9 protein-coding genes and 2 pseudogenes are annotated in these 18,151 nt (G+C 61.3%); 6 read left to right on the forward strand and 5 right to left on the reverse strand.

What is annotated here, in order from left to right:
* Window positions 1–305: 305 nt before the first annotated feature.
* Window positions 306–4,406, reverse strand: a complete 4,101-nt coding sequence (locus BMX61_RS25200) for a S8 family serine peptidase (RefSeq protein ID WP_075625461.1) — start codon at window positions 4,404–4,406, stop codon at window positions 306–308.
* Between the two features lie 1,112 nt (window positions 4,407–5,518).
* Here BMX61_RS25200 and BMX61_RS21585 point away from each other — a divergent pair.
* Entirely contained in the window at window positions 5,519–7,660 is a 2,142-nt protein-coding gene (locus tag BMX61_RS21585; protein ID WP_075625511.1) for a type I secretion system permease/ATPase, read from the forward strand.
* A complete protein-coding gene (locus BMX61_RS21590) occupies window positions 7,660–9,120 on the forward strand; it encodes an HlyD family type I secretion periplasmic adaptor subunit (RefSeq protein WP_075625460.1) in 1,461 nt (486 codons plus the stop codon). The genes BMX61_RS21585 and BMX61_RS21590 overlap by 1 nt, the downstream gene beginning before the upstream one ends.
* Before the next feature lie 320 nt (window positions 9,121–9,440).
* On the opposite strand, the gene BMX61_RS21595 is transcribed toward BMX61_RS21590, so the two are convergent.
* On the reverse strand, window positions 9,441–10,046 hold the full coding sequence (locus BMX61_RS21595) for a LysR substrate-binding domain-containing protein (protein ID WP_327216421.1): 606 nt from the start codon (window positions 10,044–10,046) through the stop codon (window positions 9,441–9,443).
* 162 nt (window positions 10,047–10,208) lie between these two features.
* Window positions 10,209–10,310: pseudogene (locus BMX61_RS25420) on the reverse strand (helix-turn-helix domain-containing protein); the annotation flags it as partial.
* A 141-nt stretch (window positions 10,311–10,451) separates the two neighbouring features.
* On the opposite strand from BMX61_RS25420, the gene BMX61_RS21600 reads away from it, so the two are divergent.
* Window positions 10,452–11,174: an SDR family oxidoreductase gene (locus BMX61_RS21600; protein WP_075625458.1), complete on the forward strand. Its 723-nt coding sequence runs from the start codon at window positions 10,452–10,454 to the stop codon at window positions 11,172–11,174.
* 236 nt (window positions 11,175–11,410) lie between these two features.
* Here BMX61_RS21600 and tet(30) read toward each other — a convergent pair whose 3' ends face one another.
* A complete protein-coding gene (tet(30), locus tag BMX61_RS21605) occupies window positions 11,411–12,595 on the reverse strand; it encodes a tetracycline efflux MFS transporter Tet(30) (protein ID WP_075625457.1) in 1,185 nt (394 codons plus the stop codon).
* Between the two features lie 82 nt (window positions 12,596–12,677).
* Here tet(30) and BMX61_RS21610 point away from each other — a divergent pair, with 82 nt between their 5' ends.
* The gene (locus tag BMX61_RS21610; RefSeq protein WP_075625456.1) at window positions 12,678–13,325 is read left to right on the forward strand and encodes a TetR/AcrR family transcriptional regulator C-terminal domain-containing protein; all 648 of its coding nucleotides are present in this window, start codon (window positions 12,678–12,680) and stop codon (window positions 13,323–13,325) included.
* 935 nt (window positions 13,326–14,260) lie between these two features.
* Window positions 14,261–15,616 (forward strand): annotated as a pseudogene (locus BMX61_RS21615) (methyl-accepting chemotaxis protein); the annotation flags it as partial.
* 372 nt (window positions 15,617–15,988) lie between these two features.
* Here the strand turns inward: BMX61_RS21615 and BMX61_RS21620 are convergent.
* On the reverse strand, window positions 15,989–17,650 hold the full coding sequence (locus tag BMX61_RS21620) for an alpha-amylase family protein (RefSeq protein WP_075625454.1): 1,662 nt from the start codon (window positions 17,648–17,650) through the stop codon (window positions 15,989–15,991).
* Window positions 17,651–17,896: 246 nt separating this feature from the next.
* Here BMX61_RS21620 and BMX61_RS21625 point away from each other — a divergent pair.
* Window positions 17,897–18,151 (forward strand): transposase (locus BMX61_RS21625; RefSeq protein WP_139198981.1); only part of this gene is annotated, 255 nt, incomplete at its 3' end.

Consider the following 18,151-nt stretch of genomic DNA (forward strand, 5'->3'; position numbering starts at 1 on the left):
GCCACACAGGCCAAGCCTGGAGAGCAGTTCGATCTGATTGAATCAGATCGGCGCTCTAAGCTCCTTATTTTGAAGCAGAATCTTATCGATCCTCGTTTTACTCCGGTCGGATTATGCTCTAAAGCATGTCGCGCAAAACCGTGCAGCGGTTTTGCGCGACATGTGACAAAATAAAGGCATAAAGCGTCAGGAGCGAATCTGAAAGCTCGCAACGCGCTTTAGACGATGCGGACCGTGTAGGGGTAAAACACGGTCCACACCCTCAGGGTATTAGCGATGCGGCGTCACATCTGCGCCGCATCGGCTCATGCTGCGTGATGCAGGGGCGAAGCCGCAAACCATTTGTGGCTGTCGCTATTGCGGCTGGCCCAAGCCGTGTGTTCGAGCCCGGAATGGAACGCATCCGCGCGCGCGTTCTTGCCGGAAATCAGGCTGCCAAGACCGATATCCGCCTGATTGAAGGCATAATGGTGCGGCTTGTGCTTGGCCCAGTCGGCGATAAGGTCGGCAGCCGGATCGAACAGGCTGATCTTGAGCCCACCCTTGCCATCCGATGCGGTCTGGAAGAAGTCTCCCGTGTAGTCGCCGGAGAGCTTGAGCGTGGCGACGCAGGCACCGTGCTTGGTCGGATCGATCACTTCGAGCGTATCGGAGAAGTCATCGAAGAAGGCAAACGCGTTTGAGCCGATACCGGCCAGATCGATCACGTCGCCGTCGGCGGCAAAGCCGTCGATGAGGTTGCATAGACTGTGACCAGCATCGGCGCCCAGTGCCGCCTGATCGATCTGCAGCGTCTGCGCGCCCTTGCCGAAATGGATCGCGCCGGTCCCGGCCGCACCTTGCGCGCCGAGTTCGAGCGTGCCGCCATTGAGGAAGGTGCCGCCGCTATAGGTGCTGCCGGCGCCGTTGAGCGTCAGCGTGCCCTCGCCGTTCTTGACCAGGCTGCCCTGATAGACGCGCTGTGCGGCCGCCGTGGCACGCGACGTGCCGACGGCATAGGCAAGCTGGTCGTCGATGCTGGACGAGGCATTGGGTGGACGCTTGTCCCAGCCCTTCTGCTTCAGCGTCGCCTTCCAGGCCGCCTGCTCGACCGCATCCTCGCGCTTGCGCTGGATCAGCGCATCCTCGGTGATCGAATTGTTCCAGACGTCGGATTGCGCCTTGGTCATGTTGACGTTGAATGCGCCGAGGAACTGGCCCGGACCATTCATCGCCGCCTTCAGATCGATCGCACCCCAGCCCCAAACGGCATTGGGCGCATCGTCCTTGGCAAGCCCTTTCGTATCGTCCGCCTTGCCATCCACGGCATCACGGTGCTGCGCCGTGGTCAGGAGCACGGTGCGCGCGCCCTGATTGTCCAGATAGCTATAGCGCTGCATGATCACGCCGAGCGCGCCGGTCGCATGCGGTGCTGCCATCGACGTGCCGCTGACGGAGGTATAGCCGGTCTGCTTGTCGGGATCGACACCCCACTCCGCATGATCCCAGACATCGTCGGCCTTGGCTTGCGGTACGGTGCTGTCGATGTCGCCGCCCGGGGCGAAGATCATCCAATATTTGCCGACGCCGCCAAGATCGGAAAAGTCAACGATCCCGACATTGGACGGATCGGCTTTGCCCGACGATCCGCTGGCGCCGACGCTGATCCAGTATTTTTCGAGATCGGGCCGGAAATAAGGAAGCGAATTGCGGATATCGGGGTTGGTGGCGGAATCATTGCCCGCCGCGATGACCTGGAGCACGCCAGTGGCTTTGGAAACCTCGCCCATGGCATCGAGATGGGTCTTCTTGCCGAAAAACTCCTTATAGGCCGCCGTCAGGTCGGCAAGCTTGGAATATTTGTCGCTGATCGGCGGCGTGCCCCAAGAGGTGTTGATCGCACGCGCGCCGGATGCGGCCACCTTGCCATAGGCCGCCTTGTAATAGTTGTAATCGCCTTGCGGACCGTAGAGCGACGAATCCGTGCCGGCGGTGTTGGCGACGTAGAGATCGGCCTCATAGGCGACGCCATGCATGCCTTTGCCATCGCGGCTGGCGGCGATCGTTCCGCCGACATGCGTGCCATGGGCATCATTATAGTGGCCGTCATAGATGCCTGGTGTATCGAAGCTCTCGCCGGCCGTGTAGGCGCTGCTCTCCTTGGGGCCCTCGCTGACCCAGTGCCAGTCGCCATCCTGGAAACTCCATCCGCCATTTTCATAGCGGTAGCCATCCGCATAATAGGTTCCCTTGATATCGAGCGGATGAATCCGCCCGCCCTGGAATTCGGGATGGTCGATATCAATGCCGGAATCGACTTCACCGAGCTTGACGCCCTTGCCCGTGAAACCAAGCGCATAGGCATAGGACGCATTCATGCCGGCCAGACCCCAGTCGGCCGAATACTCGGCGGAGGCATAGGTCGCGGCCAACTTGTCCCATTCGGCTGCATGGCCTGGCGCGCGCGTCTGCGCGGTGGCAACAGCATTGACAAGGCCGACCTTGATGCCGCCAGCGCCATCGGAGGCGGCTGTGAAGAACTTGCCGGCATAGTCGCCCGAAAGCGTCAGGGTCGCGCGGCGCGCGCCGGCCGCACCGGGATCGGACAGCGTCAGTGTATCCGTTCCGTAGTTGAAGCCAAGCGTTGCTTTAGAGCCGATACCGCTGACATCGATTACGTCGCCATCGGTGGAGAAACCGTCGATAACGTTAGAGAGTCTGTTATCGTCATCCGTGTCGAGTGCGGCCAGATCGATCTGCAGCGTCTGCGCGCCCTTGCCGAAATGGATCGTGCCTGTTCCGGCAGCATCTTGGGCGCCAAGTTCGATCGTGCCGCCATTCAGGAAGGTGCCGCCGCTATAGGTGCTGCCGGCGCCATCGAGCGTCAGCGTACCCTCGCCATTCTTGACCAGGCTGCCCTGATAGACCCGCTGGGCAGCGGCCGTTGCACGCGCCGTGCCGACGGCATAGGCAACCTGATCGTCGATGCTGGACGCGGCCGTCGGCGGGGCCGTGTCCCAGCCCTTCTGCTTCAGGGTCTGCTGCCAGGCCGCCTGCTCGGCCGTGTCCTCGCGCTTGCGCTGGATCAGCGCATCCTCGGTGATCGAGTTGTGCCAAGTATCGGACTGGTCCTTGGTCATGTTGACATTGAACGCGCCGAGGAACTGGCCGGGACCATCCATCGCGGCCTTCAGGTCGATCGCGCCCCAGCCCCAGCGGTCGTTTGGCGCATCGTCCTTCGCCAGTCCCGTCGTGTCGTCAGGCGTGCCTTCCACCGCATCATGATGCTTGGCCGTGGTCAGAAGCACGTCGCGCGCACCATGATTGTCGAGATAGGCATAGCGCTGCATCACCAGACCCAAAGCCCCGGTTGCATGCGGCGACGACATCGAAGTGCCGCCCCAGGTGTCATAGCCCGACGTCACGTTGCCGCCGTCGGTTACGACCGGAACCGAACTGAGAATCGACTCACCCGGCGCGAGGACGGACCAGTATTTCGCAATCCCCGGCTCGTTGGGCCAAGGCCGCCAGCCGACGGTTTCGGGGCTGCTGTCCTCGTGGTTGTCCGGGGGAGCCTCTGCGCCGACGGCAATCCAGTTGGCTTCCAGATCGGGGCGCATATAGGGCAAGGCTGCCGACAGGACCGGCACGCGGGTATCATAATCATTGCCGCCCGCGAAAGTCTGGATCTCGCCGTATGTCTTCACGGTTTCCGCGACGGCATCGAGCCAGGACTTTTTCCCCCAATACATGGCATAGGTGGACATCAGGCCCTGCACCGACTTGTAGTCGGCGCCGCTGCCGTCCTGGCCCCAGGACGTGTTGATGACTCGGGCGCCCGCCTCTGCGACAGCACCATAAGCCTTGAGGAAATACGTGTAGTCGTTATTCGGCCCATCGGCCATGTCGTCCGTGCCGCCGGTACTGGCGACGTAGAGATCGCCATCGAAGGCCACCCCGTGCATGCCCTTGCCATCGCGGTTGGCCGCGATGGTGCCGCCGACATGGGTGCCGTGTTCGTCATTATATTTGGGATCATAGGCGCCGGGGACGTCGAAGGCCTGGCCTGCCTTGAACGTGCTGGACTGGATGGGCTCGATGAAGGACCACTTGTTGGTGGCTGGATCGTAGGTCCACTTCTCATAGCGGTAGCCATCCGAACCGTAAGTGCCTTTGACCTCGACCGGATGGATGCGTCCGCCTTGAAATTCCGAGTGACCGATGAAGATGCCGGAGTCGACCTCGCCGAGCTTGACGCCCTTGCCGGTCATGCCCAGCGCATAGGCATAGGAGGCATTCATGCCCGCCAGGCCCCAGTCCGCCTTGTATTCCGCAGTCTCGAACGACTTCGCCTGATCGGTCCACGCGTCGCGCTGATCCGGCGCACGGAGGTCGATCGGCTTCTTGGCAGACTTCTCAAAAGACATGCAATGCACCTCGGATTACGAAAGGAAAACTGGAAGACAACCAAATAGACGAGCGCTCACCTCGGCGCGCGAACAGCGATCCGAAGTCAAAACTTACCTATTGGCGGCGGAAGACACGCAGGCTCGGCACCTGCGCTACGTTGCGCGATCATGGAGACTACCCGTACCGGCAGCGGATCCATCCAGCGGCCGATTAAGGGGCGCTCTGTCGTCTCGACAGGCCGGGAATGGAGACGCTCACGACCGGCGCCATTTAAGCATCCCGCCCGAAAAGCCGGAAATATAGCGGGAGCGATCCGATACGCCTCGTAAAGTTATTTCAGGCTTACGCCATCTGCGTCCGATGATCATGATGAAAACTCTGCACACATTGATTTACGCGTTGTTGAACGCCAGCAAAGCACATGCGGAGCAAGCAAGCCCATCAAAGCGCCGTCAGAACAGCAGAGCACAGCTTCCAGTTCGAGCAGGAATCCGGAAAACATACTGTGCTGTTAAGCCGCACTCTTGATTTTCAGCAGCCTATGGCTGCGCCCCTCAACATGAACATTGAAACGTTCTTATGTTTGTTTCTCTAAAAATTAGCATGAGCAAATAAGCTGGGCAAGAAACTTGTTTCATCATTTTCGGCAAAAATTTTCACCATTTCGCTTACTGTCTAAGCAAATTGCGGGCTTCTTTTCGAAAAAGCGACCATTGCGCGCAACGCGAGAAGGCAGCAACCGAGGCCCGCCGCTTTCATTCGAATCGCCTTGAACAAGCCGGTGAGCGCACCTCGTGTGACGGACGATCTGCGGAGCGTGCCAGAATGGGACAGATGGTCCTCTTCCGGGGCAATTTGTAAGATTTAAAGCACGAATAGCCGTTCGTCATCCTTCGAAAAGCGGCATATCTGCACTTGCGAGCATGTTCTAATATGGTAGGGTCGCATCCATCCTTAGGGATCGCGATGCTGAGCAGAGCTCTCGCGGACCACACCCAACGCCCTCTTCCGCAGGCGTTAAAAAATTCCCGACCTTTCGAATGCTTGGACATGCGTCATGAATGTTGAGTTGCGTATCGCCGATGTCGCGCTGACGGCGAAGGAGGACGACGGCGACAGGGATCATGAGATGCCGGCCGAAAGCCGGGACCAGGATCCCCTGCTCTGGTCGCTGTGCGGTGTAGCCGCCTATTGGCGGATTGCCGCCGATCCCGCCCTCATCCGCCGCGAGCTTGCGCTCGGCAGCCGTGCGCTGGATCAAATCGATCTGCTTCGGGCCGCAAAGAGCTTGGGGATGAAGGCAAAAATCGTTCCTCTGGAGAAGGCGCGCAGGCTCCTGACCCTTCCATTGCCAGCGATTCTCCCGCTGCGCGATGGCGGAGCCGTGGTTCTGACGGGTGCGCTGCCAAGCGGGCTTTGGCGGGTGGTGGATCCGATCCGGCATGTCGAAACGGAATGGGATGCCGAAACATTGCTGGCGCAGGCGGAGCCCCGTGTCGTCCTGCTCGCGCGGCGACTGGGCGGTCCGGGTCAGGATCCGCGCAGCTTCGGCTTCAGCTGGTTCTGGCCATCCATCTGGCGGTATCGCCGGCCGCTTGCCCATGTCCTCGTCGCCTCGCTGCTGGTGCAGATCTTCGCGCTGATCTCGCCGCTGTTTTTCCAGGTGGTGATCGACAAGGTTCTGCTGCATCAGAGCTATTCGACGCTGTTCGTGCTCGTCGGGGGCCTGGCCGCCGTCGGCCTGTTCGACATGGTCATGCAATATCTGCGCAGCTATGCGCTCAACCATACGACCAACCGCATCGATGTCGAACTCGGCCGCCGGCTGTTTCGCCATCTCCTGTCGCTGCCGATCGGCTATTTCGAAAGCCGGCCGACCGGCCAGACGGTAGCGCGCATGCGCGAACTCGAAACCATCCGCGCCTTTCTGACCGGCCAGGGACTGTTCGCGGCGCTCGATTTCGTTTTCGCCTTCGTCTTCCTGGCCGTGCTCTTTGCCTATTCGTGGAAGCTCTCGATCATCGTTCTGGTGACCGTGCCGCTCTACATGCTGATCGCCGCCCTTTCGGGACCCGGCTTTCGCGCGCGGCTGGATGAGAAATTCCGCACCGGTGCGGCCAGTCAGCAGTTCCTCGTGGAGACCGTGGTCGGTGCCGAGACCATCAAGGCCTCCGCCGTCGAGCCGATCATCGCGCGCGAATGGGAGGAGCGGCTGGCGGCCTATGTGCGGGCCTCGTTCCGCACCACCATGTTCGCCTCCAAGGCGCAGCAGGCCGTGCAATATCTCAACAAGCTGTCGTCGGCCGCGCTGCTCCTCTTCGGCGCCAAGGCGGTGATCGATGGCGAACTCAGCGTCGGTGCGCTCGTCGCCTTCAACATGATCGCCGGCCAGGTCGCCCAGCCCGTTCTGCGCCTCAGCCAGCTCTGGCAGGATTTTCAGCAGATCATGGTCTCGGTCGCACGCGTCGGCGATATTCTCGACACGCCGCCCGAGCCGGCGCCGCCGATGCAGCAGCTGCCGCCGCCGAGCGGGCTCGTGGAGTTCAAGCATGTCAGCTTCCGCTATCAGCCGAGCGCGCCGCCCGTGCTGAAGAGCCTCTCCTTCACCATTCGTCCGGGCCAGGTGATCGGCATTGTCGGCCCTTCGGGCTCGGGAAAATCCACGCTGACCAAGCTGATCCAGCGGATGTATCTTGCGGACGAGGGCCAGGTGCTGATCGACGGCGCCGACGTGCGTCACGTCAATCCCGTCTGGCTGCGCAGCCATATCGGCGTCGTCCTGCAGGAAAACCTGCTTTTGAACCGGACGATCCACGAGAATATCGCGCTCGGCGTGCCGGCCATGCCGCGCGCGGGCGTGATCGCGGCCGCGCGCCTTGCCGGCGCCGACGAATTCATCGCCCGCCTGCCCCAGGGCTACGACACCATGATCGAGGAGCGCGGCAGCAACCTGTCGGGCGGCCAGCGCCAGCGCATCGCCATTGCCCGCGCACTTGCCGGCAATCCGCCGATCCTGATCTTCGACGAGGCAACCTCGGCGCTGGATTACGAGAGCGAACGCATCATCCAGAACAATATGCGCGATATCGTCAAGAACCGCACGGTCTTCGTCATCGCCCACAGGCTGGCGGCGGTGCGCCATTGCGATGCGATCATCGGCATGATCGATGGGCGCATGGTGGAAGCCGGCACGCACGATCAGCTGCTCGCCCGGCCGAACGGCCTCTATGCCCGGCTCTGGTCGCTGCAGAGCGAAAGGACGGTTGCCTGATGAACGCCATCGACCCCACCCTCTCGCGCGCCTCTCTCCGTGGCGAGCGCGCGCCAAAGCCCCGGCCAGAGGACCGGGAATTCCTGCCGGCGGACCTGGAGATCCTGGAGACGCCTCCCTCCCCGATCCGTTTGGCGCTGATCCTGTCGATTGCCGCTTTTGCCCTGGCGGCAATCGGCTGGAGCTGGTTCGGCCATATCGAGATCATTGCTGTGGCGCAGGGCAAGATCCAGCCGACCGGCCGCGTCAAGGTGATCCAGCCTCTGGAAACGGGCAGGGTCGTGACCCTGAACGCGCAGAACGGCCGTCTCGTGAAATCCGGCGACGTTTTGGTCGAGATGGAAGCCGACGACGCCCAGGCCGAACTGCGCGCCACGCAAGCCGAACTCCTTGCCACCCGCGCCGAGGCGCTGCGCCGCCGCGCCGCGCTCATCGCAGGCCGCAGCAAGCCAATCGCGCTGGACACCGCGATCGACTGGCCGCAGGACATGCCCGAGGCGATCCGCCTGCGCGAAATGCAGGTTCTGTCAGGCGATCTCACCCAGCTTGCCGCCGACATTGCCAGCCTGGATGCGCAGCTTGCGCAAAAGTCCGTCGAGCGCGACCGGTTGGGCGAAACGGTTTCCGCGCAGGAGGCCCTCTTGAAGACGCTGGGCGAGCGTGTCGACATGCGACAGTCGCTGAGCATGGCGGCAGGCGCCAGCCGTGCGACGGTCATCGACGCCGTCGAGGCTTTGCAGGTGCAGCAGACAGCGCTGACCACGCAACGAAACCAACTTGCCTCGACCAGCGCCGCCATCACCGTGCTCGAGCGCGAGCGTGATCGGCAGCTCTCGACCTTTGTCGCTGACAACGAACAGAAGCTGGCCGATCTTCAGCGACGCGCGGATGGCCTGGAGCAGACGCTTGCCCGGGACAGGCTGCGGCTGAACCATCTCGTTCTCAAAAGCCCGATCGCCGGGACCATCAGCGGACTGACGGTGACCACGCTCGGCCAGGTCGTCTCCACGGGCCAGGAAATCATGCGCATCGTGCCGGAAGGCGCCGATCTCGAGATCGAGGCCTATCTCGCCAATCGCGATGTCGGCTTCGTTCATCCGGGACAGGCTGTCATGGTCAAGGTCGAATCCTTTCCCTTCACCCGTTACGGCACATTGCGCGGCGAGGTCACGCGCGTCGGCCGGGACGCCCTGCCCGAAACCGAGGCCCGCAACCTCGAATCCCTCGGCACCCAGGCCAGCGCCCCGGCGATGTTCGCCTCGGCCGATCGGCTGCAAAATCTCGTATATCCCGTCACGATCAAGCTGAAACAGACAAGCCTGAGCATCGACGGCAGCATGATCGCCATGACGCCCGGCATGGCCGTCACCGCCGAGATCGCGACAGGACAGCGCCGGATTGTCGATTACTTCCTCGACCCGATCGCGGAGACGCGCTCGCAAGCCATGCGGGAACGATGATGGTGGCGACTGCCCGGGCCCAATGGTCAGTGACACCGGCCAAAACCTGATGACTTTGCGGCTTGGTTCCGTTTGGACTTGAACCAAGCTCACGCCGACTTGGCGCCAGCACGTGAGATATTCCTTCGGCGTCTCGCGTCTCGCCTTTCACCTGTTCGACATGCGCCACGAAACTCAATCGCGATATACCGACTGACAGAGCAAGATCGCACAGCGACCAGCGGCGCGCGGCGCCCTAACCGCTGGAGCGGCTTTCACATCCTTTCGCTCCTGACATCTGACAGACAGCACCTCTGGCGGCATGGCTATAAGGACACCGCTCAAGGTGTGGCATCGCGCTTGACGAAGTCAACGAATGCCCTCAGGGGCGCGGACATGAACCGGCTGGAAAAATAGAGGCTTGGACCTTCGAAGCGCGTCCACCAGTCCGCGAGCACGGGCGTGAGCGCACCGGTCGCGAAATGCGGCTCCAGCCAGTTCTCAAATGTATAGATGAGGCCATGGCCGGCGCAGGCAAAATCGATTGCGGCCGGGGCCGCGTCGACACCGACGATCAGCCGGCCCAGAGGATCGACGGTAAACGCCGCGCCCTCTTGCTCAAGTTCCCAAGGCACGAAGGCGCCGCTCGAGAACCTGAGGCGGATGCAATCGTGATGGCGGAGATCGTCGGGATGCGCCGGATGTCCACACCGCGCGAGATAGGACGGTGCCGCAGCGAGCGCGGTCCGCTGCATCTTCGGTCCAATCGGAATTGCGATCATGTCTTGAGCGAGATGCTCGCCATAGCGAATGCCCGCATCGCAACCGGCAGCCACGGCGTCCACCAGCCTGTCCTCGACCACGAACTCCATCCGCACGCGGGGATGCACGGCGAGAAAACGGTCCACGAGCGGGGGAAGGATGTCGACCATCACGGCGCCCGTCACGTTTAGCCTCAGCAGGCCGCGAACGTCCAGATGAGAGCTGGCAGCATCGTTCAAAGCGGCGCGCGCTTCCCTGTAGAAAGGCAGGAGCCGATCTGCGAGAGCCCGTCCCGCATCGGTCGGTGAGACGCTTCGTGTGGTGCGCCTCAGCAGGGGAACGCCGAGGCTCTGCTCCAGGCGCTTGACCCTTTCGCTGACCGACGAGGGCGACAGCCCGATCTTCCGGGCAGTGTTACGAAAACCGCCGCTATCGCAGATATCGAGAATACCGACAGGTCGTCAAAGCTTAGGGGATCGTCATTGTTCGCCATGGCGATCAGACCATGCGGGTTTCGGGTGGTTATCGAGACCCATCATCACCGATATCTTTGTCGAGATATCGGCGGACTGCGCCGAAGGGAGGACTTCATGCAAGAGAAAACGGTATTGATCACGGGTGCGAACAAGAGCATCGGCTTCGAGACGGCGCGCCAACTGGGCAAGCTGGGATATGGCATATGGCTTGGGGCCCGTGACGACGCACGTGGGGCGGATGCTGCCCGGTTGCTTGCCGCCGAAGGCGTCATCGTCAGGCCGATCTCCATCGATGTGACCGAGGAGGCGTCCGTCACGCAAGCCGCAGCGCGGGTTGCGGCTGAAGATGGCAAGCTCGACGTTCTGATCAACAATGCTGGCATTGCGGGCCAGATGGTGCCGCCGACCCAGCAGTCGGTCGATGACATCAGCGCGATCTATGAGACCAACGTCTTCGGACCGATCAGAGTGACACAGGCTTTTCTGCCGCTCCTGAGAAAGGCGGACAGTGCCAATATCGTCATGGTCAGCAGTGGTCTTGGCTCGCTCGGCTGGCTGTCCGATCCCGAAAACCAGTTCTACGGCGTCAACTTCCTCGGGTACAACAGCTCGAAGTCGGCGCTGAACGCCGTAACCGTGGCCTTCGCGAAGGAGCTTTCGGGCTCCGGCGTTCGGGTCAACGCAGCCGATCCCGGCTACACGGCCACGGACTTCAACGGGCATTCCGGCTATCGAACGGTTGAACAGGCGGCAAGCGGAATCGTCTGGCTGGCGACCCTGGACGAGAACGGTCCAACGGGCGGCTTCTACTTCGATGGCGCAGTCGTGCCCTGGTAGGGTTTCAAGAGGGAACTGTTTCTCCTGGCCGCAACCGCCAAGCGTGCCGGTCTTGAGCCGATCGGCGCTGATGCCCGGCGTTTACTGGAACTATCCATTCGATGCCATTTATCGTCGCGCTTCCGAAAGGTCCGCCTGACAATGGCCCGTGCAGACCCGTAAGCGGATTGTGTGCTTCGACGCAGGCCAAGCCTCGACCGTTCGACGGACCTGAGGCAGACCTGCCATGGCCGCGTCTAGGCCGTGATGGGTTTCGAACCCTTTGCCGCTGAGAGAAGCGGCAAGGCCAGAATATAAAGCGCCGCCCCGGCCAGCCAGACGGTGCCGATCCAGATGTCTTTTGTCGAGAAGAAAACGGCGGTGGTCAACACCGGTCCGACGATGCCTGCAAGGCTTGTCAGGCTCGCCAGCACGCCCTGCAACTGTCCCTGCTGATCATCGTTCACGCGGCCGGTCACCAGCGACTGCAGCGCCGGCATGGCAACGCCTCCGAGAGCAAACAGGGGCGCGACCGCATAACCCATCCAACCCACTGTGGCGAAGGCCATCAGCACATAGGCCAGCATGTCGAAGGCGATCCCGAGGATCAACGTGCCAAGATCGCCGAAGCGGCGCGACAAGGGACCGACGAGAAGGGCCTGCACCAGAGCGCCGCTCACGCCGAAAACCGACAGAGACAGGCCCATATCGACGGAACCCCAGTGGAACCGTTCGGCGCCATAGAGCACCCAGACTGTTCCCGGTATGGCAGCCACCAGCCCGAACGCGACGAAGATGACGACGAGCGGCAGAAGCGGCTTGAAGTTCCAGAGCCAGACCAAAGGTGCCAGCGGATTAAGCTCGCGAAAACGGAACGCATTGAGGCTGGCCTTGCGGCTTTCCGGCAGAACGAACAGCGCCAGAAGCAGATTGAGGCCATTAAAGAGGGCAGCCGCCAGAAATGGCGCCCGGACCCACGATGCGCCCAGAGCGCCGCCGATGACAGGGCCGATGATGAAGCCCAGGCTCATCACCGCGCCGACCGTGCCAAATCGCTGCGCACGCTGCTCGGCGGGGGTAATATCGGTGATATAGGCACTTGCGACCGCCATATTCGCGCTGGTTATTCCCGCCACGGCCCGGCCTACCACGAGCACCCAGCCGTGAGGCGAAAAGGCCATCACGAGATAATCAAGCAGGGCTCCCGCCAGCGATAACAGCAAGACCGGACGCCGACCGAAGCGATCGCTGAGCGCGCCGAGGATCGGCGAGAACACAAATTGCATGACGGCATAAACCGCGAGCATGGCCCCATAAAGGAGACCGATGTCGCTGCCGCCCGTCACCTCCTCCAGCAGGTCCGGAAGAATGGGAAAGATGATGCCCGAACCAATGGCATCCAGGGCAACGGTGGAAAGAATCACGATCAGGGACTTGTTCATGATCAGGTGCCTCAGTAGACTTTATCGGTGATAAATTTATCACCGATAAGCTACCTTATCGCTGATAAGTCAAGAGGTGTTTATGGCTATCGGACGTGATCGTATTGTCGATGAGGCGCTGAAGGTGCTGAATGAGGTGGGCATCGACAAGCTGTCGACCCGCAAACTTGCCGAAAGGCTGGGCGTTCAGCAGCCGGCGCTCTACTGGCATTTCCGCAACAAGTCGGAATTGCTCGACGCGATTAATTCCGAGATGATGCTGCGCTATCACAGCGAACGCCTGCCAAAACCCGGCCAGGACTGGGTGACCTTCACGCTGGCCAATGCCCGCAGCATTCGCAAAGCGCTGCTCAGCGTACGGGACGGCGCACGCCTGACGGCGGGCACGCGGCCCTCCGCCGCCGAATTCGCCGACGTGGAAAAGGTGTTGCAGCTCTATATTGCCGCCGGGTTCTCCGCCGAAGAAGCGTTTGAGATTGCCATTTGCGTCACGCGTTATGTGGTCGGCTATGTTCTGGAAGAACAGGGAGAGCGCGAGCGGCAACGGATTGACCAAGATGCACCCGAGACCGACTTCGTGAAGGAGGTGACGCCGTTCCCCCTGCTTGCTGAAGCCCTCGCGGCCTTCCATGAGGTCGGAACGGTCAATACGGAGGCTGTCTTCGAAAGCGGGCTCGGTTACCTGATCGCCGGCATGGCGCAGAGATTGCGGGCAAAAACGTCAGGATGACCCGGCGGGAGGCAAGGCCCTTTCGACGTTCAGCGAAGGGTGAAAGCGCGGCTCTGTCGTTGGTGATGTCTTCGTCTCAGCCTCGGCCACTCCGGTCGCAGCCTTAGCGTGACGAGATCTTCACGGCCGTACAACAATCCTTCGCCGGACTCGAACGACGATCCACTCAATCGCGAAAATCAAGGAAGAGCTAACCGGTTCTAGATTTCGGTCATCAGGATTTCTGCATAACTTTAAGTAAAACTTAAGTGCTGTCATAAATATTTCACAATCACCACGCGTGCCGAGCGCGCATGCGCGCAGCGTTCCACTCCTGGCGCCTTTCCGCGAGACAGGCTTGCTCCGTTGTTGACGAGGATATCCACCGCATGTCTTCCCGCACGTTTTCAATCAGCACCAAGCTTTCATTGATGTCGGCCGCCGGCATCCTCGTGATGTTTCTCGTGTCTGTTTCGGCCTGGATGCTGAACGACGGTGTCAGTCAGGCCGTGACGCGCTCGCGCATGCAGGCGGAGATCACGCGCAATCTGATCGATATGAAGGCGTCCGTGCGCGGCCTTGAAACAGGGGTTGCAGCGATACAGCTCGCGCGCTCGCCGGAGGAGGTCAACAACGCCATCGACTACACCGACAAACGCCACCAATCCGCGCTGAAATATCTCGGACTCGCTGAAGCGGCGATGATGATCCCGGAAAACAAACAGCGGGCCGAAGCGATCAAGACCACTCTCGCCGCCGAAGAGACTTTGGTGAAGGCGCTGATCGACGGGGTGCGCGTCAAGGCCGACGTCTCGCCGATCGCGACCAAACTTGCCGCGAACTTTGCCCAAATCGGCCAGACCGTCGATGATGCGGTCAATGCGGCAAAGGCCGGGAGTGAGGCCGCGGATCAACGCCGGCGCGATCTTCAGTCCATGTCCTCTGCCATCAGCCTTGGCATGTCGGCACTGATGATCAGTCTTCTGGTCGGTTCTGCCGTCTTCGGCCGCAAGGTCATCGCCGCCCCCCTTCGCCGCATCACGCGCAGCATGAACGGTCTTGCCGACGGCGATCTTGAAACGCCTATCCCCTTTGCCGGGCGGACCGACGAGGTAGGCGAAATGGCCAAGGCCGTTCAGGTCTTCCGGGAGAATGCGCTGAAGGTGCGCGAGATGAACGCGCAGGATGCCGCTCTGCAGACGCAGAATGCGGACCTCCAGAGCAGCATCGCCGCCGTGGTCGCCTCCGCGGTCGACGGCAACTTCAAGGCGCGCATTCAAAAGCGCTATGAAAGCCCGCATCTCAATATCTTCGCGGCGAGCGTCAACGAACTGCTGAGCTCCGTCGACGGTGGCATCAGCGAGACGCAGCGCGTCGTGGCTGCCTTGGCCGATGGCGACCTCACGGAGACCATGAAAGGCCAGTTTCGCGGCTCCTTCGAAGAGCTGCAGTCCAACGTCGATGCGGCGATGACGAGCCTGCGCTCCGTCATGGGCGAGGTGCTTTCCACTATCGACCTGATCAATGGCGGCACAGGCGAGCTGCGTGCCGCCGCCAACGACCTGTCACGACGAACGGAGCAGCAGGCGGCATCGCTGGAAGAAACGGCTGCCGCACTGGAAGAGATCACCTCGGCCGTCGGCAATTCGACGAGCCGCTCGCTGCAGGCCGCCACGATGGTGACCGAAGCGCGCCGCAACACCGAGCAGTCGAGCACCGTGGTGCGCGAGGCCGTGCAGGCGATGGAGCGCATTGAGCAGGCCTCTAGCGGCATTAGCCAAATCATCAATGTCATTGACGAGATCGCGTTCCAGACCAATCTGCTGGCGCTCAATGCCGGTGTCGAGGCAGCGCGCGCCGGAGAAGCCGGCAAGGGTTTTGCTGTCGTCGCGCAGGAGGTGCGTGAGCTTGCCCAGCGCTCTGCCACCGCTGCCAAGGACATCAAGGCGCTCATCCACCGCTCGCGCGAGGAAGTCACCGCGGGTGTGACGCTCGTCACCCAGACAGGCTCGGCGCTCGAGACGATCCATGACAACGTCGCCGCCATCGACGAGCAGGTCCGCTCCATCGCCAGCACATCGCGCGAACAGTCGACAGGCCTCGCGGAGGTCAATACTGCAGTCAACCATATGGATCAGGCAACACAGCAGAACGCTGCCATGGTCGAGGAACAGACCGCCGCAACAGCGCGCCTTGCCGAAGAAACGACCCGGCTGCGGAGTCTCGTCGGTCGCTTCCGCATCAAAGGGGCTGAAGCGGAACGGCGTTCAGAAGCAGCCTATTCCGCCGCGCCCCGGCGGCTGGCAAGCTAAAAGGCGTCCATGTTCCGCGGGACCGCAGCGGCGAGCTATCATGTCGTTGGCGTATGCCTACGGGTCGAACATGGTCGCGCGGCTGAGCGTATTTCACGCTGGCTTAGCGGCGCGCCCAGCCTTTGCGCGCAAGGGGGGAGGCGAACATCTGTTCGACAGAATTGACGCCTTGGCTTTAGGGAAAGCGAGAGATCGGCATTCCCATCACTTTGATTGCAGGATGCACACATGCGGCGTGACTCTGATCGCTGAAGAGCGAAAAGAGCTTGGCGCTCTCTTGCCGATGTCAGGTTGCTCCAGACAATAAGGCCTGGCATCAGGTCGCATCAGGATCTGCCTGATGCGCAATGCCATCAGCGACAAGTAACACCATCAAATATCGCTGCGCTTCAGAAGATAATCCAGACCGCCTGCCCGATACCAGCGATAGCCATAGGGCTCGAGCACCATGCGGTGCTTTCCCTGCTCGTCGGCTCGGCTGTCGCTGCCATCAGCAATATCGATCAGCACATATCCGTCCTCACCAATCCCGGCATCGAACGTGATTTCGATCGGTGCATCATGAAAATTGTGAAGAATGACGACTGCATTGTTGCGCCAGTCATAGCGCATGCAGAGCACGCCCGGGTCGCCGCAATCCAGGACATCAAAGGATCCCCAGCCGATCTCAGGCGCCTCCTTGCGCATGCGGATCATCCGCTCGGTCCAGTTCAACATCGAGTCGGTGTCACGACGCTGAGCCGCGACATTGACATGCTCGAAACTGTACGGACCCTCCGAGATCACCGGTAGGACGGGCGCCTTGCCCTTGGTGAACCCGCCTTGCGGCTCGTCCGACCACTGCATTGGCGTGCGGGCACAGTTGCGCTCCTCAAGCGTCAGATCGTCCCCCATGCCGATTTCGTCGCCATAGCGCAGCACGGGCGTGCCCGGCAGAGAATACATCAGGCTGTAGGCAAGCTTCAGCCGGCGGACATCGCCCCCCAGCATCGGCGCTAGGCGGCGGCGTATGCCGCGATCGTAGAGTTGCATGCTCTTTTCCGGCCCGAATGCGGCAAACACCGCCTGGCGCTGTTTCTCCGTCAGCCGGCCGAGATCGAGTTCGTCGTGATTGCGCAGGAAGATGCCCCACTGTGCCGTTTGCGGATGATCTCTCGTCTGATCGAGCGCATGGGCCAGCGGACGCGTATCGGCGCTGGCAAGGGCGAAGAACAGCGATTGATTGACGTGAAAATTGAACATCATGTGCATGCGGTCACCGTCTTCGCCGAAATAGCGAAGGTTTTCTTTGGGAACCACATTGGCTTCCGCGAGGATGATGCTGTCGCCCTTGCGCCACTGCAGAAACTCGCGAAAGCTCCGCAGCATATCGAATTGTGGCTTCGGCGCCGAGATCTCGGCACCCTTTTCGGCAATGACGAAGGGCACGGCATCCATGCGGAAGCCTGAGACGCCAAGCTGGATCCAGAAGCCCATGATCTTCAGGATTTCCGCCTGAACATGCGGGTTGGCCGTGTTGAGGTCCGGCTGAAAATTGTAGAAGCGGTGAAAGTAATAGGAGCCGGATATTGGGTCCCGGGTCCAGGTCGTCTTCTGCACGCCAGGAAAGACCATCCCCTCATCGGCATTTGCGGGCTTTTTGTCTGACCAGACATACCAATCCCGGTATGGCGAGGTCCGGTCGGCACAGGCCTGCTTGAACCAGGGGTGCTGGTCGGATGTGTGATTGACCACGAGGTCGATCAGAACCCGGATGCCACGCTGCTTTGCGCCATGGGTAAACTCCACGAAGTCGCCGAGGGTGCCATAGCGCGGGTCGATGTTGTAATAGTCGGACACGTCATAGCCATCGTCACGGCCCGGCGACATCTGGAACGGCATGAGCCAGATCGTGTTGATGCCGAGGCCTGCGAGATAGTCGAGCCGTCTCTGGAGACCCTGGAAATCGCCGACGCCGTCTCCATTCGAATCCATGAATGTCTCAACGGAGAGGCAATAGACGACGGCGTTCTTGTACCAGAGATCGTTGATCATGCGGTCCTTCCCCTGCGCTGACGCAGGGAATCGCCTGAGGCGCGAGAAGGTTCCAGACGGCCATCACGGAGCTGATGCCACCGGACAGGCAATGATCGCAGGAACACGCAAGGGATAGCCCAGGTGCAACAACCGTCTTCCACGAAGGAATTGGTTCTGGGTGCGGCGACCTAGGCTCAGGACCTATTAAATTGCTTGCTAACGGCCCGCTTGGTTGATTCACTGGCGGCGCGAGGAGGCGCTGCCATGAGTGATTTGATTTGGTTATCGGAGGCGCAGATGCGCCGGATCGAGCCACATTTCCCGCTATCGCACGGGGTGCCCCGGGTTGATGATCGCCGGATTATCAGCGGCATCATCTTCGTGATCCGCAATGGTTTGCGATGGCGCGATGCGCCTGCTGAGTACGGGCTGCCGAAGACGATCTACAACCGGTTCATCCGCTGGAGCCGTATGGGCGTGTTCAACAGGATTTTCGCGGCACTGTCGGCCAAGGGTGGC

This window comes from Xaviernesmea oryzae (assembly GCF_900109605.1).
Taxonomy (GTDB): domain Bacteria; phylum Pseudomonadota; class Alphaproteobacteria; order Rhizobiales; family Rhizobiaceae; genus Xaviernesmea; species Xaviernesmea oryzae.